Raw genomic sequence first — 23187 nt, 5'->3', positions numbered from 1 at the left:
CCGTCAGATGGGCATTCCGCCTGAAAAATAGACACATTCGGCAACATCTGTGACAAGCACGGCAGAACCCGGTAACACATAACTGACAGAGCCCCAATGATGTTTACAGTAATGTAACCTTCCCGTAAAATGACCCCACACTTTAAACGCCACCAACACCCCGTGGAATTGAGGTCGTTACATGAGACTCAGGAAATACAATAAAAACTTGGGATGGTTGTCATTAATCGCCAGCACTGTATTACTCAGTGGCTGTGATTCTGCACTACTTGACCCCAAAGGACAGATTGGACTGGAGCAGCGTTCGCTGATTCTGACGGCCTTCGGCCTGATGATGATCGTCGTGATACCGGCCGTCTTAATGGCTGTTGGTTTCGCCTGGAAGTATCGTGCGAGCAATAAAGATGCGAAGTATAGCCCGAACTGGTCACACTCCAATAAAGTGGAAGCTGTGGTCTGGACCGTGCCAATTCTTATCATCATCTTCCTCGCCGTTCTGACCTGGAAAACCACTCACTCCTTAGAACCGAGCAAACCGCTGGTTCATGACGAGAAACCTATCACCATTGAAGTGGTTTCCATGGACTGGAAATGGTTCTTCATCTACCCGGAGCAGGGCATTGCTACCGTTAACGAAATCGCTTTCCCGGCGAACGTACCGGTGCAGTTCAAAGTGACCTCCAACTCCGTGATGAACTCCTTCTTTATCCCGCGTCTGGGCAGCCAGATTTACGCCATGGCCGGCATGCAGACCAACCTGCATCTTATCGCTAACGAAGCGGGTACCTACGACGGTATCTCAGCAAGCTATAGCGGCCCGGGCTTCTCTGGTATGAAGTTCAAAGCCATTGCTACGCCGGATCGTGCCACATTCGATCAGTGGGTCGCTAAAGCGAAACAATCTCCGAACACCATGAACGACATGGCGGCATTCGAGAAAGTGGCTGCACCGAGCGAATACAACAAGGTGGAGTACTTCTCCAGCGTGAAACCAGATTTGTTTAAAGCAGTGACCAGCAAATTCATGGATCACGGCAAGAGCATGAACATGTCCAAACCGGAAGGCGAACACGCAGCGCACGAAGGAATGGAAGGCATGGACATGAGCCACGCGGAATCCGCTCACTAAGGGGCCGAGGAAGAATACGATGTTCGGAAAATTGACACTGGATGCAGTGCCCTACCACGAACCCATTATCGTGGTTACGGTGGCTGCCATTATCGTCGGGGGACTTGCTCTCCTGGCGGCCATCACTTACTTCGGTAAGTGGTCCTATCTATGGAACGAGTGGCTGACCTCCGTCGACCACAAAAAACTCGGCATCATGTATGTCATCGTCGCTATCGTCATGCTGCTGCGTGGCTTTGCCGATGCCATTATGATGCGTAGCCAGCAGGTGCTGGCCTCCGCCGGGGAAGCAGGCTTCCTGCCGCCTCATCACTACGACCAGATCTTTACCGCCCACGGCGTTATCATGATCTTCTTCGTGGCGATGCCGTTCGTTATCGGTCTGATGAACCTGGTGGTTCCGCTGCAGATCGGCGCGCGCGACGTGGCGTTCCCGTTCCTGAACAACCTGAGCTTCTGGTTCACCGTTGTCGGTGTGGTTCTGGTTAACCTGTCGCTGGGTGTGGGTGAATTTGCTCAGACCGGCTGGCTGGCCTATCCGCCGCTCTCGGGAATTGAGTACAGTCCGGGCGTAGGGGTCGATTACTGGATTTGGGCGCTGCAGCTCTCCGGTATTGGTACCACCCTGACCGGTATTAACTTCTTCGTGACCATCATCAAGATGCGTGCGCCAGGAATGACGATGTTCAAGATGCCGGTATTTACCTGGGCATCTCTGTGCGCCAACATCCTGATTATCGCCTCCTTCCCAATTCTGACGGTTACCATCGCGCTGCTGACCCTGGATCGCTATCTGGGCACCCATTTCTTTACCAACGATATGGGCGGCAACATGATGATGTACATCAACCTGATTTGGGCCTGGGGCCATCCGGAAGTGTACATCCTGGTTCTGCCGGTCTTCGGTGTGTTCTCTGAAGTTGCCGCCACCTTCTCGCGTAAACGCCTGTTTGGCTACACCTCGCTGGTGTGGGCGACCGTGTGTATTACCATCCTGTCGTTCATCGTTTGGCTGCACCACTTCTTCACCATGGGTGCCGGCGCGAACGTTAACGCCTTCTTCGGTATTACCACGATGATTATCGCCATCCCGACCGGGGTGAAGATCTTCAACTGGCTGTTCACCATGTATCAGGGCCGCATCGTCTTCAACTCGGCGATGCTGTGGACCATCGGCTTTATCGTGACCTTCTCGGTCGGCGGTATGACCGGCGTTCTGCTGGCGGTGCCGGGCGCGGACTTCGTGCTGCACAACAGCCTGTTCCTGATTGCACACTTCCATAACGTGATCATCGGCGGTGTGGTATTTGGTTGCTTCGCCGGTCTGACCTACTGGTGGCCGAAAGCCTTTGGCTTCACCCTGAACGAGACCTGGGGCAAACGCGCCTTCTGGTTCTGGATCATCGGCTTCTTCGTTGCGTTTATGCCGCTGTACGTACTGGGCTTCATGGGTATGACCCGTCGCCTGAGCCAGCAGATTGACCCGCAGTTCCACCCGATGCTGGTGATTGCCGCATGCGGCGCTGCGCTGATTGCCTGCGGTATCCTGTGCCAGCTGATTCAGTTCTACGTGTCTATTCGCGACCGCGAGCAGAACCGTGACCTGACCGGTGACCCATGGGGCGGCCGTACGCTGGAGTGGGCAACCTCTTCCCCGCCTCCGTTCTATAACTTTGCCATTGTGCCGCAGATTCACGAACGCGATGCATTCTGGGAAATGAAAGAAAAAGGCGAAGCGTACAAGCAGCCGACACAGTATGAAGAAATTCATATGCCGAAAAACAGCGGTGCGGGCATCGTGATTGCCGCCTTCGCTACGGTGTTTGGTTTCGCCATGATCTGGCATATCTGGTGGATGGCGATTGTCGGCTTCGCTGGCATCCTGATCACCTGGATTATCAAAAGCTTTGACGAGGACGTGGATTACTACGTGCCGGTTGCAGAAGTCGAAAAACTGGAAAATCAGCATTTCGATGAGATTTCTAAGGCAGGGCTGAAAAATGGCAACTGATACTCTCGCGCACAACGCCCACGCGCATGAACACGGGCATCACGATACAGGGCCGATGAAAGTCTTCGGTTTCTGGATCTACCTGATGAGCGACTGCATTATCTTCGCCACGCTGTTTGCCACCTATGCCGTTCTGGTGAACGGCACGGCGGGCGGCCCGACCGGTAAAGATATCTTCGAACTGCCGTTCGTGCTGGTGGAAACCGCACTGCTGCTGTTCAGCTCCATCACCTACGGCATGGCGGCTATCGCCATGTACAAAAACAACAAGAGCCAGGTGGTTTCCTGGCTCGCCCTCACCTTCCTGTTTGGTGCCGGGTTCATCGCGATGGAAATCTATGAATTCCATCACCTGATTGTTGAAGGTATGGGCCCGGATCGCAGCGGCTTCCTGTCAGCGTTCTTCGCGCTGGTCGGGACTCACGGTCTGCACGTTACCTCCGGTCTTATCTGGATGGCGGTGCTGATGGTGCAGATTTCTCGCCGCGGCCTGACCAGCACTAACCGTACGCGTATCCTGTGCCTGAGCCTGTTCTGGCACTTCCTGGACGTCGTATGGATCTGCGTGTTCTCAGTTGTTTACCTGATGGGGGCGATGTAATGAGTCATTCTAACGATCACAGCGGCGCATCCCACGGCAGCGTGAAGTCGTACATGACAGGTTTTATCCTGTCTATCATCCTGACGGTGATCCCGTTCTGGATGGTAATGACCGGTAGCGCGTCGCATGCGGCAATTCTCGGCACCATTCTGGTGACCGCTGTTGTGCAGATCGTCGTACACCTAGTGTACTTCCTGCACATGAACAGCAAGTCTGACGAAGGCTGGAACATGACCGCGTTTGTCTTTACCGTGATAATCATTGCCATCGTGGTGGTCGGCTCCATCTGGATTATGTGGAACCTGAACTACAACATGATGGTTCACTAAGAGCGGCGAGTATGTTTAAGCGATACCTGCAAGTAACGAAGCCTGGCATCATTTTTGGCAACCTGATCTCCGTGATCGGCGGTTTCCTGCTGGCCTCCAAGGGCCACATCGATTATCCGCTGTTCGCCTGGACGCTGATCGGCGTGTCTCTGGTGGTCGCCTCGGGTTGTGTTTTCAACAACTACATCGATCGTGACATCGACCGTAAGATGGAACGTACGAAGAACCGAGTGCTGGTTAAGGGACTGATTGCGCCAAAAACGTCGCTGGTCTACGCCACCTTGCTGGGTCTCGCTGGCTTCATGCTGCTGTGGTTCGGCGCCAATCCCCTCGCCTGCTGGCTGGGGGTGATGGGGTTCGTGGTTTATGTCGGCGTCTACAGCCTGTACATGAAGCGCCACTCCGTTTACGGCACGCTGATTGGTTCTCTCTCCGGCGCTGCGCCGCCGGTGATTGGCTACTGCGCGGTCACGGGTGATTTCGACAGCGGCGCGTTAATTCTGCTGGCCATTTTCAGCCTGTGGCAGATGCCTCACTCCTACGCTATCGCGATTTTCCGCTTCAAGGATTATCAGGCAGCGAACATTCCGGTTCTGCCGGTGGTGAAAGGCATTGCCGTGGCGAAGAACCACATCACGGTGTATATCGTAGCGTTTGCTTTAGCTACGCTGATGCTCTCTCTTGGCGGCTACGCCGGGTATAAATACCTGGTTGTTGCAGCGGCAGTGAGCGTCTGGTGGCTCGGTATGGCGCTGCGCGGGTACAAAGTGGAAGATGATAAGGTCTGGGCGCGTAAGCTGTTCGGTTTCTCCATCATCGCCATTACCGCGCTGTCTGTGATGATGTCCGTGGACTTTATGGTGCCTAACTCACAGAGCCTGCTGACTTACGTCTGGTAAGACACACGGTCTGACAAAAAACCTCGCTTCGGCGGGGTTTTTTATTACCTGAAGAAAAGTGCCCGATATTGATGTTTTCCTAAATATTGGCGAGGCTGGTGTTTAAGCGGCTCATTCAAGGGGAAGAGGTATAAAATCGCGGCGGGTGCTTGAGACTATTTGTCTTGAGCATGACGTGAAAGGCAGATAGACAAAAGCCCCAGATAACATTCAGCGTCCGGCAAGACGCTTAACATTAATCTGAGGCCCCTAAATGAAAAGCAACATTAGGTTAGCCTCTTACCGACCTTCGGGTCAAGGAGAAGTAGGCTATGAAGCGGAACAAGGTAGTAATTGTTGCCCTGATCGTCCTCTGTATTACCGTCGTGTTGTCGGTGCTGGTCACGCGCAAAGATCTTTGCGCGGTCCGTATTCGCAGCGGGCATACGGAGGTCGCCGTCTTCACAGACTACGAATCTGTTAAGTAAGAGACCCGGCGGGGAGCAATCCCCGCCACTCTTGAAGTTGCCAGGTATTCTCAACGCACCCAATTATTTAACTAACTCACCAGCATCGCCTGTGCGCTATACAGCAGGTCAAGATGGTCGCGGCACAACGCCTCCAGCGAAGTTCGCGACTGATGGCTGGTCAGACTCAACGCCCCCCAGTACAGCCCTTCCCTGTCGGCCAGCGGCACGGCAATCACTAACATGCCAATTTCAAACTCCTGCTCGATGGTGGCGTACCCCTGATGACGAACCTGCGCGATGCGCTCCATTAATTGCGCGACGTCCGTCACCGTATAAGGCGTACGCTGCTCGCGGGTAATCCGCTGGAGTACCGCCTCGCATTCCGCTTCCGGCAACGATGCCAGCCACAGACGGCCCCCTGCCGTGCAATGCACCGGCACCCGCTCCCCCAGGCGCACAGAGGTCGAGTTAAACGGCGTATGTTTGCTGCGGGCGATATAGACCAGCTCGTTGTCATCAATGACCCCAACGGACGCATGTTCCTCGGTGCGGCTGGCGACATACTCAACGATCGGCCGCACCATGCGCGGGAACTGGGCAGAATCGACGTAAGCCTGGCCCAGACGGAGGTTTTTCGCCGTTAACCAGTAATAACGTCCGTCGGTCGCCAGATAACCATCATGTACCAGCGTCAGAAAAAAACGGCGGGCGGCGCTTTGCGTCAGCCCGCTCATTTTCGCCGCTTGCGGCACCGTTAAGCGCGGGTTTGCCTTTGAGAAAAGCTGGATTAGCGCCAGCCCCTTTTGTAATCCCACGATCAGGTCGCGTTGATGAATCTCGTTTTGCATAGTTGTTCACACTTTTGCAACATAGGGAGTCAATTACTGCGATTATCGCACTGTCGGTGCGATTAACAACCAACCTGTCCGAATTCTGCGTTGTCGCTCACCGCTTCCGTTGAAATACTCAAGCAACAGTTTGTTAACAAGTGAGGTGAGCTATGGTCAGCGGATTTACTCAGGTCGTCGCCGTAATCGGACATCCCATTACCCAGGTGAAATCACCGGAAAACTTTAACCACTACTTTGCCAGTCAGCATCTGGACAAGGTCATGATCCCTGTCGATATCGCGCCGGAAGCGGTTGCTGACTATCTGAACGCTCTGCGCGGCTGGCACAACATGAGCGGCATTCTGGTTACCGTGCCCCATAAACAGCGCGTCGCTGGATTGCTGGATACCCTGACGCCCCGCGCCCGCCATCTGAATGCGGTTAACGTGGTGCGTAAGTTGGCGGACGGTCGTTTAGAAGGCGACATGTTAGACGGTGTCGGCTTCCAGCGCGCCGCACAGGCGCATGGATTCCAGCCTGCGGGCAAGCGCGCCCTGCTTTCCGGCTGTGGCGGCGTCGGTAGCGCCATCGCCTGGGGGCTATGTGAAGCGGGCATTCAAAGCCTGGCTCTCTACGATCGCGATGAGGCCAGCCGCCAGCGCCTGGAAAATCGCCTTGCCACCCACTTCCCAACCGTCCATCTCACCGCCCTGCCCGAATCACTGGCGGAGATCGATCTGCTGGTCAATGGTTCCCCGGCCGGCATGGCGGGCTTCGATCCGCTGCCGTTAGATCCGACGTTGCTTGAAACATTAACCGCCGCTACCCACGTCGCCGACGTCGTAACGGCCCCCGTCATCACCCCGCTACTGGCCTTCGCCAGCGAGCGCGGATGCCGCACGCAAACCGGCCCGGAAATGGCGCTGGCGCAGATGGAACTCATGGGGCAGTTCATCGGAGCTATGCCTTCATCGCATGAGGCCGCCGCATGAAAAGTTGGGATGTGATCATCATCGGCAGCGGCGCGGCGGGGTTTGCCGCCGCCGTCACCGCCTGCTGCAAAGGGCTCTCCGTGCTGATGCTGGAAAAAGCGCCGCACTTTGGCGGCACTTCGGCGATTTCTGGCGGCGCGGTGTGGATTAACGACACCGATCAGGCCCGTGCGGCAGGAAAAAGTGGTGCGCCTGACGAGATGAAAACCTACCTGCGCACCATCATCGGCGAGGCCAATTATCGTCCTGAGATAGTTGATGCCTTCGTGAACGCAGGTCGCGAAGCGCTGGCTTTTCTCGAGCAGGAAGGCGCGGTGAAATATAGCCTGCGCCCGCTGTCGCCGGACTACTACCCGGATGAACCCGGCGCGGTCGACGTAGGCCGCGCACTGGAAGTGGTGGAATATGATGGTCGCGAGTTGGGCGAGCATTTCACCGCCTTACGCTCACCGCCGCAGGGAATGCTGCTGTTCGGCGGCATGATGGTTAATCGCGTCGATATTCAGCATTTCCTCGATATGCGCCGCTCGTGGCGCTCGTTCCGCCACTGCACAAAACTGTTGTTGCGCTATGGTCGCGATCGTCTGCGTCATCATCGTGGTACCCGTCTGGCGATGGGCAACGCGCTGATTGCCCGTATGGCCACGCTGGCGCTGCGCAAAGGGTTGACGCTGGAGCTGAACGTCACGGTGAAATCGTTAATTGAACAGAACGGCCGCGTGACCGGCGTGGAAATTGCGCGCGACGGTAAATCACTGGCTCTGCATGCTCGCCGCGGCGTCGTACTGGCTGCCGGTGGTTTCGCCGCCGGACGTATAGCGCCGCAGTTCCGTCCCGCAACCCAGCAGCACTACACCATGTCGCCCGCGACGAACGACGGGGCAGCGTTTCAGCTAGGGCTGGGCGTGGATGCCCGCCAGGGGGCCGACCTGCCATCGAACTTTTTCTGGGCACCGGTTTCCGTACTGCGCCGTCCGGACGGCAGCGAGGAGCGTTTCCCGCATCTGGTCACCGACCGCGCCAAGCCGGGCGTGATTGCCGTCAACCAGCGCGGTGTACGCTTCGTCAATGAGTCCAACTCCTACCATCATTTTGCCAGCGCCATGCAGCAGCAGCCGGAGAATGCCCCCTGCTATCTGCTATGCGATGCCCAGGCGATGAAGCGCTATGGACTGGGGCTGGCGCGCCCGGCACCGGTCAACAACGACGCGCTGGTGAGCGCCGGTTATCTGCATCAGGCACAGAGTCTGGGCGAACTGGCGCAGCAGTTAGGCCTTGACCCGCAGCAGCTTGAACACACCGTCGCCCGCTATAACCGCGACGCCGCCAACGGCAGCGATCCGCAATTTCACAAGGGTGGAAACAGCTATAACCGCGCCATGGGCGATGCGGCGCACAGCCCAAACCCTTGCAACGCGCCGCTATTAAGCGCGCCGTTTTATGCCATCAAACTCTTTACCGGCGATTTAGGCACCTCGCGCGGGCTGGTCACCACCGCCGACGCGCAGGTGATTAACCAGCAGGGTCAGCCTATCGATGGGCTCTATGCCGTCGGCAACGATATGGATTCGATGATGGCAGGCACCTATCCCGGCCCTGGCATTACCCTTGGCCCGGCGCTCACGTTTGGCTATCTGGCCGCCCTGCATATGACTCAGACCTCACCATACACTTCAGGAGAAACATCATGATCTACGAAAAACGTACTTACACCATCAATCCACTGAAGATGGCTGACTGGCTGGCGCTGTACAAAAGCGACGCCTACGCGGTGCAGACCGAGCATCTCGGCAAGCTGATTGGCTTCTTCTTCACCGAGATCGGCGTGGTGAATCAGGTCGTTCATATCTGGGCTTACGAAAGCCTGGACGACCGTCTGGTGCGCCGCGCGCGCATGGCGCAGGACGAGCGCTGGCTGACCTTTTCACGTAAAAATCGCGAGCTGGCAGCGGTTGAACGTCTGGAGTCGGTGCTGATGCGCCCGACCGATTTCTCTCCGCTGCAATAAGGAGTCGCGCATGAGCAGGCTCGTTGAGGTGGATATGCTGGTTATCGGCTCCGGCGCGGCGGGGCTGTCTGCCGCCGTAACCGCGGCGCTGCACGGCGCCCGGGTGCTGGTCGCCGAAAAAGAGTCGACGATTGGCGGCACCAGCGCCTGGTCCGGCGGCTGGCTGTGGATCCCGCAAAATCCGCTTGCCCGAGAAGAAGGCATTATCGAGGATGACGCGGCGCCGCTGGCCTATCTACAGGCCGAGATGGAGGGGCGTCCAGCCGATGCGCGTCTGCGGACTTTTTTGCGTTATGGGCCGGAGATGGTGGAATTTTTCCGTCGCCGTACCGCCGTGCAGTTCCTCTCCGGCAGCAAAATGCCGGACTTTCACAATAGCCGCGGCTCCGCCAACGGCGGTCGTTCGGTGACCGCCCAACCCTATGACGCTCGCGGGCTGGGCGACTGGCTGCATCGCCTGCGGCCGCCGCTGGAGACCATCAGCCTCGCCGGGATGGGCATCGCGGGAGGGACGGATATGGCGCACTTTTTTAACGCGACGCGTTCACCCCGTTCCGCGCTGTATGCCGCTCGACGCCTTGCCCGTCACGGCTGGCAGCGACTGCGTTACGGGCGTGGTCGTCATCTGGTGAACGGCAACGCGCTGGTGGCGCGCCTGCTGCGTTCGGCGCTCGACGCCAACGTCCATTTTCAACTCAATGCGCCGGTGACGCGGTTATTACAGGACGCCAGCGGTGTCACTGGCGCCATTCTCTGTAGCGATGACGGCGAGATTCAGGTTAACGCTCGCGCGGTAGTGCTGGCCTGCGGCGGCTTTCCACATGACAAACAGCGCTTGGCCGAACAGGTGCCGCACGCGGCGCAGGGCTATGGTCACTTTTCCGCCGCGCCGCCGGGCAATCAGGGCGATGGCATTCGCCTTGGTGAAACCGTGGGCGGGCAGTTTGACGATTCACTTAAGCACCCGATGGCGTGGGCACCGGTCTCCCGCGTGTCACTGGCCAGTGGAATACAGCTGGCGTTTCCGCATCTTGTTGAACGTGCCAAGCCGGGGTTTATCGCGGTGCGCGATAACGGCAAACGCTTCGTCAATGAAGCCGACTCGTATCATGACTTTATCGCCGCGTTGCTCAAGGCGACGCCGGAGGGAGAAAAACCGGCTGCCTGGCTGATTGCCGACAGCCGCGCGCTGCACCGCTACGGCCTTGGCCACGCGCGTCCGACACCGTTCCCGATAAAAGCCTGGCTGCGTACCGGCTACCTGCAAAGCGGCAACACGCTGGCGGAGCTGGCACAAAAATGCGGCATCGACGGTTCAGCGCTCAGCGATACCGTCGCTCGCTTTAACGGCTTCGCCCGTCAGGCTCGCGATGACGACTTCCAACGCGGCGCATCGGCCTACAACCTCGCGCAGGGCGACGCCCGCCACCAGCCTAGCCCGACGCTGGGTACGCTGGAACAGGCGCCGTATTACGCGGTGCGAATTCTTCCTGGCTCGCTGGGTTCCTTCAGCGGACTGAAAACCGATGAACAGGCGCGCGTGCTGGACGGAGAACAACAGCCGATCCCCGGATTATTTGCCGTGGGTAACGATATGTCGAGCGTGATGCAGGGGTTCTACCCCAGCGGCGGCATCACGCTTGGCCCTGCCATGACCTTTGGTTATCTGGTGGGAAAAAACCTGGCCGCAAACATAACATCTTAAAAAAATTACGCATTTAGCCAGGGAAAGGCGCCAAACATAACAAAAAATCTTACCTGCAACTGTACTGGAGTCTGTATGAATATGCGTTCCCTCTCGCTAGCAGCACTCACCGTGCTGGACGTTTCACCGCCGGAACACGTGCGTATCGCCGCGCTCACCGGCTACAGCCACGTGGGCATTCGTCTGTTGCCCGCAACGCCTGATGACCCTGACTACGACATGCTCGGCGATACGCCGACGGTACGCGAAACCCTGGCCGCGCTACGCGATACCGGGATACGCGTTTCCGACGTGGAGATTGTGCGCCTGACGCCGGACTTCAACCTTGATGCGCTGCGTCCGTTCCTCGAAACCGCCGCCCGGCTGGAGGCCCAGCAGGTGCTGGTAGCCGGCAATGACGATAACCTGCGCCGCTGCGCGGACAACCTTGCACGGCTGGCGCAGGCCGGAGAAGCCTATGGCCTGACCATGAACCTGGAGCCGATGCCGTGGACCCATCTTCCCACGCTCGCCTCCGCGCAGAAGTTAATTGCCGCCAGCGGACAGCACAACGTTGGCATCCTCGTCGATGCCATCCACTTCTGGCGCGCGGGTGAGTCACTGGACGCGTTGCGTGCGCTGGCGCCACAGCAGCTGAACTACATGCAGCTGTGCGATGCCCCGGCGCGAATACCCACAGACACCGGAGAACTGATTTACCAGGCCCGCTGCGCACGCCGGGTACCAGGCGAAGGCGAACTGGATTTGCGCGGCCTGCTGGCGGCATTACCGCCCACGCTGCCGGTTTCGCTGGAAGTCCCGCTGGACGGGGCTCAGGGAGCTTTACCGGCACAACAACGCGCAGCGCTGCTGTTTAACGCGGCACAATCCTTCCTGTAAACAGGAGTACGCTATGTCACAGACACAACGCCTGGATGTCAGAGAGTTAATCAATTCCAACCCGCTCAGCCGCTACCAGAAGCTGGTTATTTTCCTTGGTTTTTGCGTCATCGCGCTGGACGGTTTCGATATCGCCATCATGGGTTTTATCGCCCCTACGCTCAAACAAGAGTGGGGCGTCAGCAACCACGAGCTGGGCTTTGTCATCAGTACCGCGCTGATCGGCCTTGCGCTGGGCGCGCTTTTCTCCGGCCCGCTCGCAGATTGGCTGGGGCGCAAGAAAATCATCATCAACAGCGTCTTTTTCTTCGGTTTCTGGACCGTGGCGACGGCGTTTTCCCAGAACATTGAGCAGATGATCTTTTTCCGCTTTATGACCGGACTCGGACTGGGCGCGGCGATGCCAAACATGAGCACGCTGGTGTCGGAATACGCGCCTGAGCGCAAACGCTCGTTTATCATCACCGTCATTTTCTGCGGTTTCACCTTCGGTGCCGCCATTGGCGGGTTTGCCGCATCATGGCTCATCCCGCAGTTTGGCTGGCACTCACTGATGGCGCTGGGCGGCATACTGCCGCTGCTGTTTGCCCCCATTCTTATCTGGAAACTGCCGGAGTCCGCGCGTTTTCTGGTGATCAAGCAGGCGCCTGCCGCGCGGATCCACGCCATCCTTCAGCATTTCTACCCCGGACAGGTGAGTGAAAACGTGCAATTTATTTTGCCGCAGCAGCCAATCAAAAGCAGCGCCATGCGCATTGTGCTGTCGCGCGAGTACCTGTTCGGTTCGCTGATGCTGTGGTTGGTCTATTTTATGGGGCTGTTTCTGGTCTATATCCTCGGCAGTTGGTTGCCAACACTGGTAAAAGAGATTGGCCTGACCGTCAGCCAGGCCGCAATCATGACCGCCATTTATCAGGCAGGCGGCACCGTTGGTTCGCTGTTTGCCGGCTGGCTGATGGATCGAATTGATCCGCATCGGGCGCTGGGCGTCATTTTCGCCGTGGGCGGATTATTCACCATGGCGATTGGCTACGCGGGGGTGAATTTCCCGCTGCTGTGCCTGCTGGCCTTCGTTAGCGGCGCGTGTCTGAACGGCGCGAATACCGGGATGAACGCCCTTTCCGCTCGCTTCTATCCCACGCAGGCCCGCGCCACCGGATCCAGTTGGATGCACGGCGTTGGCCGCATCGGCGCCATTCTTAGCGCCTTCGCGGGTGCAGAAATGCTGGCTCTGGGGCTCGATTTTAAATCGGTGTTCCTGATCCTCGGCATTCCGGCGGCATTGACCGTACTCGGTCTGGCCGCGAAAGGGTACTGGGCAGCAGGCCCGGTCGACGCTCGCTCATCTCTCCCTACCACGCTGCGGAGCCCATCATGAATCGTATTCGTCTTGCCGTGATTGGCGCTGGCGCCATCGGACGTAAACATATTGAGGTGATCAATCAAACGCCGCAGGCCGAGCTGGTCGCCCTGGCCGATCCGTCGCCACAAGCGCAGGCGCTGGCAAAATCACTCGGCGTGGCATGGTATGCCGACATCAACGATATGTTGGATCAGGCCAGGCCGCAGGGCGTGATTAACGCAACGCCGAACACTCTGCACGTGCCGTGCGCCATTGCCTGCGTGGAGCGGGGGATCCCGGTGCTGGTTGAGAAACCGGTCGCCGAATCTCCGGAGCGCGCGCGAGAACTGGTGGATGCGGCAACAAGGCACGGCGTCCCGGTGCTGGTCGGCCAGCACCGTCGGCACAATGCGCTGACGGCGGCGGCAAAGTCGCTTATCGATAGCGGCGAATTGGGGCAGATTGTTGCCGTTTCGGCGCACTGGATCCTGCAAAAACCGGACGACTACTTCGATGTCGCCTGGCGACGGGAACCGGGAGCCGGACCGCTGCTGGTGAATCTGGTGCACGATATCGATCTGTTGCGTTATCTGCTGGGGGAGATTGACGATGTGCAGGCGATGACCAGCAACGCCGGGCGCGGCTTCGCCAACGAAGACAGCGCGGTGGTCAACCTGCGCTTCGCCTGCGGCGCACTGGGCAGCGCGGTGCTGAGCGACTGCGGCGTCAGCCCGTGGAGCTGGGAGATGAACTCGGCAGAGAACGCAGTCTACGCGCATACCGCGGAAAACTGCTATCTGATTTCCGGCAGCAAGGGGGCGCTGGCGATTCCGCAGATGCGCTGGTGGCGCTACGGCGAGCAGAGCGGTTGGCACGCTCCGCTGTTGCAGGAGACGCTGGCCGTCGAGCCCATCGACCCGTTTATTTTGCAGCTGCGTCATTTCCTGCAGGTGATTCGCGGTGAGGCAACGCCAATCATTGATGCGGCAGATGCGTTACGCTCGCTGGAAGTGATCGACGCGATCCGCCAGCAGGCGGCCTGATCGGAGACTGACCCGGCGGTTTCAGGCCGCCGGGTTATCACTTATGCTGCTATTCCGCACAAATGATTCAATAATGTAATATTTGTTAATTAACCCTCTGTTTACCCTTCTCTCTCCCCGCACTACACTACTCCCAGCTTTTATATAGAGGTGGGAATGAACGATTACAAAATGACGCCGGGTGAGTTACGCGCCACCTGGGGTTTAGGGACCGTATTTTCTTTGCGTATGCTCGGTATGTTTATGGTCCTTCCGGTTCTGACCACATACGGCATGGCATTGCAGGGCGCCAGCGAGGCGTTGATTGGCCTGGCGATTGGCATTTATGGTCTGGCACAGGCGGTGTTTCAGATTCCCTTCGGGCTGATTTCGGACCGCGTTGGCCGCAAACCGCTGATCGTCGGTGGACTGGCGATTTTTGTTCTGGGCAGCGTGATTGCCGCGATGTCCGACTCCATCTGGGGGATTATTCTTGGCCGTGCCTTACAAGGCTCCGGGGCGATTGCCGCTGCGGTGATGGCGCTGCTTTCCGACCTCACCCGCGAACAAAACCGCACCAAAGCGATGGCGTTTATCGGCGTCAGCTTCGGCGTGACCTTCGCCATTGCGATGGTGCTGGGGCCGATTATCACGCATAAACTCGGTTTGCACGCGCTGTTCTGGATGATTGCCGGGCTGGCAACGCTGGGGATTCTGCTCACGCTGTGGGTGGTGCCGGACAGTAAAAATCACGTGCTCAATCGCGAGTCCGGCATGGTCAAAGGTTGCTTCAGCAAGGTGCTGATGGAGCCCAGGCTGCTGAAGCTCAACTTCGGCATCATGTGTCTACACATCCTGCTGATGTCCACCTTCGTCGCCCTGCCGGGGCAGTTAGAGTCGGCGGGTTTTCCGGCCGCTGAGCACTGGAAAATCTATCTGGTGACCATGGTGGTGTCGTTCATCGCGGTGGTGCCGTTTATCATCTACGCGGAAGTGAAGCGCCGCATGAAGCGCGTGTTCGTGCTGTGCATTGCCCTGCTGCTGATTGCTGAAATCGTGCTCTGGGGCTCCGGAAACTATTTCTGGGAACTGGTGGCGGGCGTGCAGATTTTCTTCCTCGCCTTTAACCTGATGGAAGCGCTGCTGCCGTCGCTTATCAGCAAAGAGGCGCCTGCGGGCTATAAAGGCACGGCAATGGGGATTTATTCCACCAGTCAGTTCCTGGGCGTCGCCATCGGCGGTTCGCTCGGCGGCTGGATTGACGGCCTGTTTGATTCACAAACGGTGTTCCTCGCCGGCGCGCTGCTGGCGACGGTCTGGCTGCTGGTCTCCATGACCATGCAGGAACCGCAGTACGTCAGCAGCCTGCGCGTCGAGATCCCAAAAGACGTTGCCGCGGACGATGCATTACGTGAACGCCTGCTGGCGACGAACGGGGTGAAAGAGGTGCTGGTGGTGGCAGATGAGCACTCGGCCTACGTGAAAATCGACAGCAAAGTCACTAACCGCTTTGAAGTTGAACAGGTGATTGCCGCCCATTAAGCGGCATCGGCCCACACGGTGGTGTGGGCCGTACTTTCGCCGTTAGTCGCGGAAGTTTTTAAACTGGAACGGCTGGCCGAGATCGCCACCACGCACCAGCGCCATTACCGACTGTAAATCATCGCGGGATTTCCCGGTCACACGAATCTCTTCGCCCTGAATTTGCGCCTGCACCTTCAGCTTGCTGTCTTTAATCAGCTTGACGATTTTCTTCTGCACCGCGCTTTCGATGCCCTGCTTCAGCTTAGCTTCGACAAACCAGGTTTTACCGCTGTGCACAAACTCTTCCGGCACATCGAGAGATGCGCCTTCAATGCCGCGCTTCAGCAGCTTGGCGCGCAGAATATCCAGCAGCTGGTTCACCTGGAAATCAGACTCGCTCAGCACCTTAATGGTTTTATTGGCTTCATTCAGCTCAATTTTCGCTTCTACACCGCGAAAATCGAAACGCGATTCAACCTCACGGGCCGCGTTATCCACACCGTTGCGCGCTTCCTGAAGATCAACTTCAGAGACAATATCGAAAGATGGCATCTTTTCCCCTCCCTTAGTTTCTTTTGCGTTGCATAATACCTGCAACGCGGCATAACTCAACTTGTTATCCCCGGAAGCTCAGTGGATAGCGCTATACTCACACTCATTCGGGTCATCAGCGTGAAGTATGACATACCAGCAGCATCTGGTGTGGTAAGGAGGATGTTTGAAAATAACAGTATTGGGATGTGGCGCGCTGGGTCAGCTATGGATGACGGCGCTCTACAAAAAAGGATTTGAAGTACAAGGATGGCTACGTGTACCTCAGCCCTACTGTAGCGTCAATCTGATAGAGCTGGACGGCAGTGAGTTTAACCAATCGTTGACGGCCAACGATCCTGATTTTCTGGCGCAAAGCGATTTATTGCTGGTCACACTCAAGGCCTGGCAAGTCTCCGATGCGGTCAGAGCCCTGGCTTCACGTCTTCCGCAAACTACGCCTATTTTGCTGATTCATAACGGTATGGGCACATTGCTGGAGCTGAACGACCTCAAGCAGCCGATTCTGCTTGGCGCCACCACGCAGGCCGCACGGCGCGACGGGAACGTGATCATTCACGTGGCCAACGGTACCACCCATATCGGCCCGGCCAAACGCTACGACGCCGACTACAGCCAGCTGGCGGAAACCCTGCAAAACGTCCTGCCGGACGTGGCCTGGCACGATAATATTCACTCCGCCATGTGGCGAAAACTGGCGGTCAACTGCGTGATTAATCCCCTTACCGCGCTGATGAACTGCCCGAACGGCGATCTGCGTGGCCATCAGGAGCAAATTGCCCTTATCTGTGAAGAGGTTGCGCAGACCATGACGCGGGAAGGATTTCATACCTCTCCGGAAAGTCTGTTATTTTATGTGAACCAGGTGATTGACCTGACAGCAGAAAATATCTCATCGATGCTGCAGGACATCCGCGCGCTGCGCCATACGGAAATCGACTACATTACCGGTTTTCTGCTCAAGCGCGCGCGTGCGCACGGTATCCCCGTGCCGGAAAACACCCGCCTGTATGAACTGGTTAAACGTAAGGAGAGTGAATATGAGCGCGTCGGCACTGATTTGCCTCGCTCCTGGTAGTGAAGAGATGGAAGCCGTCACCACTATCGATTTATTAGTGCGTGGCGGTATTCAGGTCACCACCGCCAGCGTCGCCAGCGACGGCAACCTGACGATTACCTGCTCGCGCGGCGTGAAGCTGCTGGCCGACGCCCCGCTGGTGGAAGTGGCGGACGGCGATTTCGATATCATTATCCTGCCTGGCGGCATTAAGGGCGCGGAGTGCTTTCGGGACAGCCCGCTGCTGGTCGAAACGGTGAGGCAGTTTCATCTCTCCGGGCGTATCGTTGCCGCTATCTGTGCGGCAGCGGCGACCGTCCTCGTGCCGCATGATATTTTCCCCATCGGCAATATGACCGGCTTCCCGGCGCTGAAAGATAAAATCCCGCCAGAGCAGTGGATGGATAAACGCGTCGCGTGGGATCCGCGCGTCAAGCTCCTCACCAGCCAGGGGCCAGGGACATCAATAGATTTTGGCCTGAAGATTATTGACCTGCTGGTCGGGCGCGAAAAAGCGTATGAAGTGGCGTCGCAGTTGGTAATGGCTGCGGGCATCTATAATTACTACGAAGCTTAATCAGCGGTCTGCCCGGCGGGCCGTCCTTTAGCCCCAACCGTGAGGGTTCGTAGTATGTCTGAACACGCGACCGATACCCGCGACTTATCCATTTCTCGTCTTCTGAACGCGCCCAGAGCCTTACTCTGGCGCGCCTGGACTCACCCGGACCTGCTCAGCCAATGGTGGTGCCCCAAGCCCTGGACCACCGAGGTGCTCGCCTTTGACCTGCGCCCCGGCGGCGAATTTCATACGCTAATGCGCGGGCCTGATGGTGAAAGCAGCGATAATCCAGGCTGTTTTCTGGAAATCGTTCCGCAAGAAAGGTTGGTGATGACGACAATGCTGACCGCCGACTGGCGTCCGGCCACAACGCCGTTTGCCATGACAGTCATCGTCACCTTTGCCGATGAAGGCAGCGGCTGCCGCTATACCGCGCGGGTTCTGCATCCGGATGATGCTACGCGCGAACAGCATGAACAGATGGGGTTTTACGAAGGCTGGAATATCGTGATTACCCAGCTGGAAGCATTCGCCAATACGCTCAAGTAGCGCATTTGTCAGGCTGATATAAAAAAACCCGGCCAGGCCGGGTTTTTCTTTTCGTTACGGACGATAAACCTTCACGTTTTCAAAGCCCTGCTCGCGCAGATACAGCGCCTGCAGACGGCTCATCACGCCGCGCTCGCACCACAGCAGATAGGTTTTGCTGCGATCAAGGTCGCCAAACTGGGTGCTGAGTTTATAGAACGGCAGCGATGCCACTTCTACGCCCTCTACTTTCAGCGGTTTGTCGTCCTGCTCATCAACGGAGCGGATATCGAGAATCACGTCGTTGGCGCTAAAGCCGCTGACGGTTTCCACTTCCACCACCTCTTGCTGGGTCTGCTGGGCGATTTCGCGGATATCGACGTTGTTCGCTTCCGCCACCACTTTGTCGAGGATCGCAAAGTCGAAGTTCTCTTCTTCCGCTTCGATTTTCGCCTTCACCGCTTTGATGGTCGGGCTTTTTGAGATCACACCGCAGTATTCCGGCATGGTACGGGCAAAATCTTCGGTACCGATTTCACGCGCCAGATTGATGATGTGCTCTTTATCGTGCGAAATCAGCGGACGCAGAATCAGGGTATCAGAAACGTTGTCGATCAGACGCAGGTTGGTCAGCGTCTGGCTGGACACCTGGCCGAGCGCTTCGCCGGTCACCAGCGCCTGCACGCCGTAACGTTCAGCCACTTTCGACGCCGCACGCACCATCATACGCTTGAGCACCACGCCCATCTGGCCGTCGTCGACTTTCTCGAGAATTTCGCCCACTACCGGTTCGAAGTTGATCGCCACAAAACGCACGCGATGCGAACTGCCGAAGCGGTTCCACAGGTAGTGCGCGACCTGACGAACGCCGATTTCATGCGCCGCGCCGCCAAGGTTAAAGAAGCAGTAGTGTACGCGGCAGCCGCGACGCATCAGCATATAGCTGGAAACGCCGGAGTCGAAACCACCGGAGATCAGCGACAGCACGTCTTCCTGGGTGCCAATCGGGAAACCGCCAATACCTTCATAACGCCCTTTTACCAGCAGCAAACGATCGTTCTCGATTTCGAGATTGACGGTTACGTCCGGGTCGGTCAGCTTCACGCGCGCCGTTTCAATATGCTGGTTCAGACCACCGCCCACGTAACGCTCCACCTCAATGGAGGTGAATTCGTGCTTACCGCGGCGTTTTACGCGCACGCAGAAGGTTTTGTTTTCCAGCGCTTCGCGCCACAGTGGCAGCGTCTGCTCGAAAATATCGTGCAGGGAGGTGAACGGCACGTCTTCCACTTCGAGGATATGGTGAATCCCTGGAATGCGCGTCAGCGCGTCGCGGATAACCAGACGCTGGTTCTCATCTTTTGCGCGAACTTCGATGTGATCCCAGTGACGAACGACGGCGAGCGTTTCATCGTAGTGTTTAAGAACGTTACGAATGTTCCCGGTTAAAATTTTAATAAAGCGCAAACGCACAGATTGGCTTTTGATGGTGATTTCCGGGAACAATTTAATGATAAACTTCATGGCGGCAATGGTTCGTTGGCAAGCCCGACGGGCTTTGAGCAAAAAGATGTATCGCAGCGTACCAGCGGTCGCTACGTCCAGGACGCGGAGTATATCATCATCCCGCTGACCATTGCGTGTTATTTGCTTCACACTCAGACTCCGTTACCATAGACGCAGTCGCGACATAACAAGAGCCAAACATTCACTATGCCAAAGAAAAATGCAGCCCCGGCCAGTTTCGAAACCGCGTTAACCGAGCTGGAGCAAATAGTTAATCGTCTGGAAAGCGGTTCTCTGCCGCTGGAAGAGGCGCTGAACGAATTCGAACGCGGCGTGCAGCTGGCACGTCAGGGGCAGAGCAAACTGCAGCAGGCGGAACAACGCGTGCAGATTCTGTTGGCCGATAACGAAGATTCTCCCTTAACACCTTTCACGCCGGACGCTGAATAAATGGATTTTTCGCAACAGCTGGATGCCTGCGTCACTCAGGCGAACGACGCGCTGCGCCGTTTTATCGCGCCGCTGCCGTTTCAGAACACTCCACTGGTCGAGGCGATGCAATATGGCGCACTCTTAGGCGGTAAACGTCTGCGCCCATTCCTGGTGTATGCCACCGGGCAGATGTTCGGCGTCAGCGTCGCCACGCTGGATGCGCCCGCGGCGGCGGTGGAGTGCATTCACGCCTATTCGCTGATGCACGACGACTTGCCGGCGATGGACGACGACGACCTGCGTCGCGGCCAGCCGACCTGCCATATTAAATTTGGCGAGGCGAGCGCAATTCTGGCCGGTGACGCGCTGCAAACGCTGGCGTTTTCTATACTCAGTGATGCGCCGATGGATAAGGTCTCCGACCGCGATCGCCTGGCGATGCTCTCCGAGCTGGCAACCGCCAGCGGCGTGGCGGGCATGTGCGGTGGCCAGGCGCTGGATCTGGAAGCCGAAGGGCAACAGGTTAATCTGGAAATGCTGGAACGCATTCATCGCCACAAAACCGGCGCGTTGATTCGTGCTGCCGTGCGCCTGGGGGCGCTCAGCGCGGGTGAACAGGGGCGTCAGGCGCTGCCGCTGCTGGACAAATACGCCGAAAGCATCGGTCTGGCATTCCAGGTTCAGGATGACATTCTGGATGTGGTGGGGGATACTGCGACCCTCGGAAAGCGCCAGGGTGCCGACCAGCAGCTCGGCAAGAGCACCTATCCGGCACTACTGGGCCTTGAGCAAGCCCGGACCAAAGCCAGTGACCTCATCGCTGAGGCTCGCCAGTCGCTAGAGCAACTGGCCGCACAATCACTGGATACCACAACACTGGAAGCGCTAGCGAACTACATCATCCTGCGCGACAAATAAACAATAAATGAGTCTCAGATGAGTTTTGATATTGCCAAATACCCGACCCTGGCGCTGGTCGATTCCACTCAGGAGTTGCGCCTGCTGCCAAAAGAGAGCCTGCCGAAGCTGTGTGACGAGCTACGTCGTTACCTGCTCGACAGCGTGAGCCGTTCCAGCGGACACTTCGCCTCCGGGCTTGGCACGGTGGAGCTCACCGTGGCGCTGCACTACGTCTATAACACGCCGTTCGACCAGCTTATCTGGGACGTCGGCCATCAGGCCTACCCGCACAAAATTCTAACCGGCCGTCGCGACAAGATTGGCACCATCCGCCAGAAAGGCGGCCTGCATCCGTTCCCATGGCGCGGTGAGAGCGAATACGACGTGCTGAGCGTCGGCCACTCTTCCACCTCCATTTCCGCCGGTATTGGCATCGCGGTCGCGGCAGGCAGAGAGAACAAACAGCGTCGTACCGTCTGCGTGATTGGCGATGGCGCCATTACCGCCGGGATGGCGTTTGAAGCGATGAACCACGCAGGTGATATCAAGCCGGATATGCTGGTGGTGCTGAACGACAACGAAATGTCGATTTCCGAGAACGTCGGCGCGCTGAACAACCATCTGGCGCAGTTGCTCTCCGGAAAACTCTACTCCTCGCTGCGCGAAGGCGGCAAAAAAGTCTTCTCCGGCGTACCGCCGATTAAAGAGCTGCTCAAGCGTACCGAAGAACATATCAAAGGCATGGTGGTGCCGGGCACGCTGTTTGAAGAGCTGGGCTTTAACTACATCGGGCCGGTGGACGGCCACGACGTGCTGGGGCTGGTCAATACGCTGAAAAACATGCGCGACCTGAAAGGCCCGCAGTTCCTGCATATTATGACCAAGAAAGGTCGCGGCTATGAGCCCGCAGAGAAGGACCCGATTACCTTCCATGCGGTGCCGAAATTTGACCACACCAGCGGCAAGCTGCCTAAAAGCAGCGGCGGCCTGCCGTCATACTCCAAAATCTTCGGCGACTGGCTGTGTGAAACCGCAGCCAAAGACAGCAAGCTGATGGCGGTTACCCCCGCGATGCGCGAAGGCTCCGGCATGGTCGAGTTTTCGAAAAAGTATCCGGATCAATACTTTGACGTGGCGATCGCCGAGCAGCATGCGGTCACCTTCGCCGCCGGGCTGGCGATTGGCGGCAACAAACCTGTCGTAGCGATCTACTCCACTTTCCTGCAGCGCGCCTACGATCAGGTGATCCACGACGTGGCGATTCAGAAGCTGCCGGTCCTGTTTGCGATCGACCGTGCAGGCATCGTCGGCGCCGACGGGCAGACGCACCAGGGGGCGTTCGATCTCTCCTATCTGCGTTGCATTCCGGACATGGTTATCATGACGCCGAGCGATGAAAACGAGTGCCGCCAGATGCTGTATACCGGCTATCACTACGGCGACGGCCCAAGCGCGGTGCGCTATCCGCGCGGTTGCGGTACCGGCGCGGAGCTAAAACCGCTGGAGAAACTGCCGCTGGGTAAAGGGCTGGTGAAGCGTGAGGGCGAAAAGCTGGCGATCCTCAACTTCGGTACCCTGCTCGCGCAGGCTGAAGTGGTCGCCGCGAAGCTGAACGCCACCCTTGTCGACATGCGCTTTGTGAAGCCGCTGGATGAAAGCCTGATTCTGGAAATGGCCGCGCGTCACGAATCGCTGGTGACGCTGGAAGAAAACGCCATTATGGGCGGCGCGGGCAGCGGCGTAAACGAAGTGCTGATGGCGCATCGCAAACCGGTGCCGGTGCTCAATATCGGCCTGCCTGATTTCTTTATTCCTCAAGGTACTCAGGAAGAGATGCACGCCGAGCTTGGCCTCGACGCGGCGGGCATCGAAGCGAAGATCGCGGCCTGGCTAGCATAATCCTCCCCCTCGCTCCTGCTATGCTTAAAGGTAA

23 protein-coding genes are annotated in these 23187 nt (G+C 57.6%); 20 read left to right on the top strand and 3 right to left on the bottom strand.

The window, feature by feature from the left end; all coding sequences use genetic code 11:
* Positions 1–181: 181 nt before the first annotated feature.
* The 6 genes from cyoA to K7B04_RS11230 all read left to right on the top strand — a co-directional run bounded on the left by cyoA (position 182) and on the right by K7B04_RS11230 (position 5436).
* A complete protein-coding gene (gene cyoA / locus K7B04_RS11255) occupies positions 182–1129 on the top strand; it encodes a cytochrome o ubiquinol oxidase subunit II (protein WP_163445926.1) in 948 nt (315 codons plus the stop codon).
* A gap of 19 nt (positions 1130–1148) precedes the next feature.
* A complete protein-coding gene (gene cyoB, locus K7B04_RS11250; protein WP_064547912.1) occupies positions 1149–3140 on the top strand; it encodes a cytochrome o ubiquinol oxidase subunit I in 1992 nt (663 codons plus the stop codon).
* Positions 3130–3741, top strand: a complete 612-nt coding sequence (locus K7B04_RS11245; protein ID WP_064547910.1) for a cytochrome o ubiquinol oxidase subunit III — start codon at positions 3130–3132, stop codon at positions 3739–3741. Before cyoB ends, K7B04_RS11245 begins: the two co-directional genes overlap by 11 nt.
* On the top strand, positions 3741–4070 hold the full coding sequence (locus K7B04_RS11240; protein ID WP_064547908.1) for a cytochrome o ubiquinol oxidase subunit IV: 330 nt from the start codon (positions 3741–3743) through the stop codon (positions 4068–4070). The genes K7B04_RS11245 and K7B04_RS11240 overlap by 1 nt, the downstream gene beginning before the upstream one ends.
* Before the next feature lie 11 nt (positions 4071–4081).
* On the top strand, positions 4082–4969 hold the full coding sequence (cyoE, locus tag K7B04_RS11235; protein ID WP_064547906.1) for a heme o synthase: 888 nt from the start codon (positions 4082–4084) through the stop codon (positions 4967–4969).
* A 311-nt stretch (positions 4970–5280) separates the two neighbouring features.
* Complete coding sequence (locus K7B04_RS11230) at positions 5281–5436, top strand: Hok/Gef family protein (protein ID WP_163445925.1); 156 nt, start codon at positions 5281–5283, stop codon at positions 5434–5436.
* A gap of 71 nt (positions 5437–5507) precedes the next feature.
* Here the strand turns inward: K7B04_RS11230 and K7B04_RS11225 are convergent, their stop codons facing one another.
* Entirely contained in the window at positions 5508–6266 is a 759-nt protein-coding gene (locus tag K7B04_RS11225) for an IclR family transcriptional regulator C-terminal domain-containing protein (protein WP_223804038.1), read from the bottom strand.
* A 152-nt stretch (positions 6267–6418) separates the two neighbouring features.
* Between K7B04_RS11225 and K7B04_RS11220 the strand changes: the two genes are divergently transcribed.
* The 8 genes from K7B04_RS11220 to K7B04_RS11185 all read left to right on the top strand — a co-directional run bounded on the left by K7B04_RS11220 (position 6419) and on the right by K7B04_RS11185 (position 15738).
* A complete protein-coding gene (locus tag K7B04_RS11220; RefSeq protein ID WP_167576494.1) occupies positions 6419–7240 on the top strand; it encodes a shikimate dehydrogenase in 822 nt (273 codons plus the stop codon).
* Positions 7237–8931: an FAD-dependent oxidoreductase gene (locus K7B04_RS11215; RefSeq protein ID WP_223804037.1), complete on the top strand. Its 1695-nt coding sequence runs from the start codon at positions 7237–7239 to the stop codon at positions 8929–8931. The genes K7B04_RS11220 and K7B04_RS11215 overlap by 4 nt, the downstream gene beginning before the upstream one ends.
* Positions 8928–9248 (top strand): NIPSNAP family protein, encoded by a 321-nt coding sequence (locus K7B04_RS11210; RefSeq protein ID WP_064547897.1) that lies wholly within the window; start codon positions 8928–8930, stop codon positions 9246–9248. The genes K7B04_RS11215 and K7B04_RS11210 overlap by 4 nt, the downstream gene beginning before the upstream one ends.
* Before the next feature lie 10 nt (positions 9249–9258).
* Positions 9259–10953, top strand: a complete 1695-nt coding sequence (locus K7B04_RS11205; protein WP_223804036.1) for an FAD-dependent oxidoreductase — start codon at positions 9259–9261, stop codon at positions 10951–10953.
* A 75-nt stretch (positions 10954–11028) separates the two neighbouring features.
* A complete protein-coding gene (locus K7B04_RS11200; protein WP_223804035.1) occupies positions 11029–11832 on the top strand; it encodes a sugar phosphate isomerase/epimerase in 804 nt (267 codons plus the stop codon).
* Positions 11833–11845: 13 nt separating this feature from the next.
* Positions 11846–13210 carry an aromatic acid/H+ symport family MFS transporter gene (locus K7B04_RS11195; RefSeq protein ID WP_163445918.1) on the top strand — a complete coding sequence of 455 codons (1365 nt, stop codon included), beginning with the start codon at positions 11846–11848 and terminating at the stop codon, positions 13208–13210.
* A complete protein-coding gene (locus tag K7B04_RS11190; RefSeq protein WP_223804034.1) occupies positions 13207–14217 on the top strand; it encodes a Gfo/Idh/MocA family oxidoreductase in 1011 nt (336 codons plus the stop codon). The genes K7B04_RS11195 and K7B04_RS11190 overlap by 4 nt, the downstream gene beginning before the upstream one ends.
* Positions 14218–14373: 156 nt before the next feature.
* The gene (locus K7B04_RS11185; protein ID WP_223804033.1) at positions 14374–15738 is read left to right on the top strand and encodes an MFS transporter; all 1365 of its coding nucleotides are present in this window, start codon (positions 14374–14376) and stop codon (positions 15736–15738) included.
* Positions 15739–15780: 42 nt separating this feature from the next.
* On the opposite strand, the gene K7B04_RS11180 is transcribed toward K7B04_RS11185, so the two are convergent.
* A complete protein-coding gene (locus tag K7B04_RS11180) occupies positions 15781–16272 on the bottom strand; it encodes a YajQ family cyclic di-GMP-binding protein (protein ID WP_064547885.1) in 492 nt (163 codons plus the stop codon).
* 166 nt (positions 16273–16438) lie between these two features.
* On the opposite strand from K7B04_RS11180, the gene panE reads away from it, so the two are divergent.
* From panE to K7B04_RS11165, 3 genes are read left to right on the top strand one after another with little or no spacing between them, the layout of a single operon-like run.
* Positions 16439–17350, top strand: coding sequence for a 2-dehydropantoate 2-reductase (gene panE, locus K7B04_RS11175; RefSeq protein ID WP_163445916.1), 912 nt, complete (start codon positions 16439–16441; stop codon positions 17348–17350).
* Positions 17313–17906: a protein deglycase YajL gene (gene yajL / locus K7B04_RS11170; RefSeq protein ID WP_163445915.1), complete on the top strand. Its 594-nt coding sequence runs from the start codon at positions 17313–17315 to the stop codon at positions 17904–17906. The genes panE and yajL overlap by 38 nt, the downstream gene beginning before the upstream one ends.
* 54 nt (positions 17907–17960) lie before the next feature.
* Positions 17961–18437: an SRPBCC family protein gene (locus K7B04_RS11165; protein WP_163445914.1), complete on the top strand. Its 477-nt coding sequence runs from the start codon at positions 17961–17963 to the stop codon at positions 18435–18437.
* A 54-nt stretch (positions 18438–18491) separates the two neighbouring features.
* Here the strand turns inward: K7B04_RS11165 and thiI are convergent, their stop codons facing one another.
* Positions 18492–19940 carry a tRNA uracil 4-sulfurtransferase ThiI gene (gene thiI / locus K7B04_RS11160; RefSeq protein ID WP_064547879.1) on the bottom strand — a complete coding sequence of 483 codons (1449 nt, stop codon included), beginning with the start codon at positions 19938–19940 and terminating at the stop codon, positions 18492–18494.
* 189 nt (positions 19941–20129) lie between these two features.
* Between thiI and xseB the strand changes: the two genes are divergently transcribed.
* Genes xseB through dxs form a run of 3 tightly spaced genes read left to right on the top strand, consistent with a single transcriptional unit; the run spans position 20130 to position 23153 of the window.
* Positions 20130–20372 carry an exodeoxyribonuclease VII small subunit gene (xseB, locus tag K7B04_RS11155; RefSeq protein ID WP_163445913.1) on the top strand — a complete coding sequence of 81 codons (243 nt, stop codon included), beginning with the start codon at positions 20130–20132 and terminating at the stop codon, positions 20370–20372.
* Positions 20373–21272 carry a (2E,6E)-farnesyl diphosphate synthase gene (gene ispA, locus K7B04_RS11150; RefSeq protein ID WP_223804032.1) on the top strand — a complete coding sequence of 300 codons (900 nt, stop codon included), beginning with the start codon at positions 20373–20375 and terminating at the stop codon, positions 21270–21272.
* A gap of 18 nt (positions 21273–21290) precedes the next feature.
* Complete coding sequence (gene dxs, locus K7B04_RS11145) at positions 21291–23153, top strand: 1-deoxy-D-xylulose-5-phosphate synthase (protein ID WP_163445911.1); 1863 nt, start codon at positions 21291–21293, stop codon at positions 23151–23153.
* Positions 23154–23187: the final 34 nt, after the last annotated feature.

The organism is Kluyvera sp. CRP, assembly GCF_019930565.1.
Taxonomy (GTDB): domain Bacteria; phylum Pseudomonadota; class Gammaproteobacteria; order Enterobacterales; family Enterobacteriaceae; genus Kluyvera; species Kluyvera georgiana_A.
Note: the sequence above shows the minus strand (reverse complement) of the source record. Positions and strands in the feature narration are given on the sequence as shown.

Excerpts from the sequence above, each read along its gene's own strand:
- cyoA (WP_163445926.1), top strand. The coding sequence starts at position 182 with ATGAGACTCAGGAAATACAATAAAAACTTGGGATGGTTGTCATTAATC.
- cyoB (WP_064547912.1), top strand. The coding sequence starts at position 1,149 with ATGTTCGGAAAATTGACACTGGATGCAGTGCCCTACCACGAACCCATT.
- K7B04_RS11245 (WP_064547910.1), top strand. The coding sequence starts at position 3,130 with ATGGCAACTGATACTCTCGCGCACAACGCCCACGCGCATGAACACGGG.
- K7B04_RS11240 (WP_064547908.1), top strand. The coding sequence starts at position 3,741 with ATGAGTCATTCTAACGATCACAGCGGCGCATCCCACGGCAGCGTGAAG.
- cyoE (WP_064547906.1), top strand. The coding sequence starts at position 4,082 with ATGTTTAAGCGATACCTGCAAGTAACGAAGCCTGGCATCATTTTTGGC.
- K7B04_RS11230 (WP_163445925.1), top strand. The coding sequence starts at position 5,281 with ATGAAGCGGAACAAGGTAGTAATTGTTGCCCTGATCGTCCTCTGTATT.
- K7B04_RS11225 (WP_223804038.1), bottom strand. The coding sequence starts at position 6,266 with ATGCAAAACGAGATTCATCAACGCGACCTGATCGTGGGATTACAAAAG.
- K7B04_RS11220 (WP_167576494.1), top strand. The coding sequence starts at position 6,419 with ATGGTCAGCGGATTTACTCAGGTCGTCGCCGTAATCGGACATCCCATT.
- K7B04_RS11215 (WP_223804037.1), top strand. The coding sequence starts at position 7,237 with ATGAAAAGTTGGGATGTGATCATCATCGGCAGCGGCGCGGCGGGGTTT.
- K7B04_RS11210 (WP_064547897.1), top strand. The coding sequence starts at position 8,928 with ATGATCTACGAAAAACGTACTTACACCATCAATCCACTGAAGATGGCT.
- K7B04_RS11205 (WP_223804036.1), top strand. The coding sequence starts at position 9,259 with ATGAGCAGGCTCGTTGAGGTGGATATGCTGGTTATCGGCTCCGGCGCG.
- K7B04_RS11200 (WP_223804035.1), top strand. The coding sequence starts at position 11,029 with ATGAATATGCGTTCCCTCTCGCTAGCAGCACTCACCGTGCTGGACGTT.
- K7B04_RS11195 (WP_163445918.1), top strand. The coding sequence starts at position 11,846 with ATGTCACAGACACAACGCCTGGATGTCAGAGAGTTAATCAATTCCAAC.
- K7B04_RS11190 (WP_223804034.1), top strand. The coding sequence starts at position 13,207 with ATGAATCGTATTCGTCTTGCCGTGATTGGCGCTGGCGCCATCGGACGT.
- K7B04_RS11185 (WP_223804033.1), top strand. The coding sequence starts at position 14,374 with ATGAACGATTACAAAATGACGCCGGGTGAGTTACGCGCCACCTGGGGT.
- K7B04_RS11180 (WP_064547885.1), bottom strand. The coding sequence starts at position 16,272 with ATGCCATCTTTCGATATTGTCTCTGAAGTTGATCTTCAGGAAGCGCGC.
- yajL (WP_163445915.1), top strand. The coding sequence starts at position 17,313 with ATGAGCGCGTCGGCACTGATTTGCCTCGCTCCTGGTAGTGAAGAGATG.
- K7B04_RS11165 (WP_163445914.1), top strand. The coding sequence starts at position 17,961 with ATGTCTGAACACGCGACCGATACCCGCGACTTATCCATTTCTCGTCTT.
- thiI (WP_064547879.1), bottom strand. The coding sequence starts at position 19,940 with ATGAAGTTTATCATTAAATTGTTCCCGGAAATCACCATCAAAAGCCAA.
- xseB (WP_163445913.1), top strand. The coding sequence starts at position 20,130 with ATGCCAAAGAAAAATGCAGCCCCGGCCAGTTTCGAAACCGCGTTAACC.
- ispA (WP_223804032.1), top strand. The coding sequence starts at position 20,373 with ATGGATTTTTCGCAACAGCTGGATGCCTGCGTCACTCAGGCGAACGAC.
- dxs (WP_163445911.1), top strand. The coding sequence starts at position 21,291 with ATGAGTTTTGATATTGCCAAATACCCGACCCTGGCGCTGGTCGATTCC.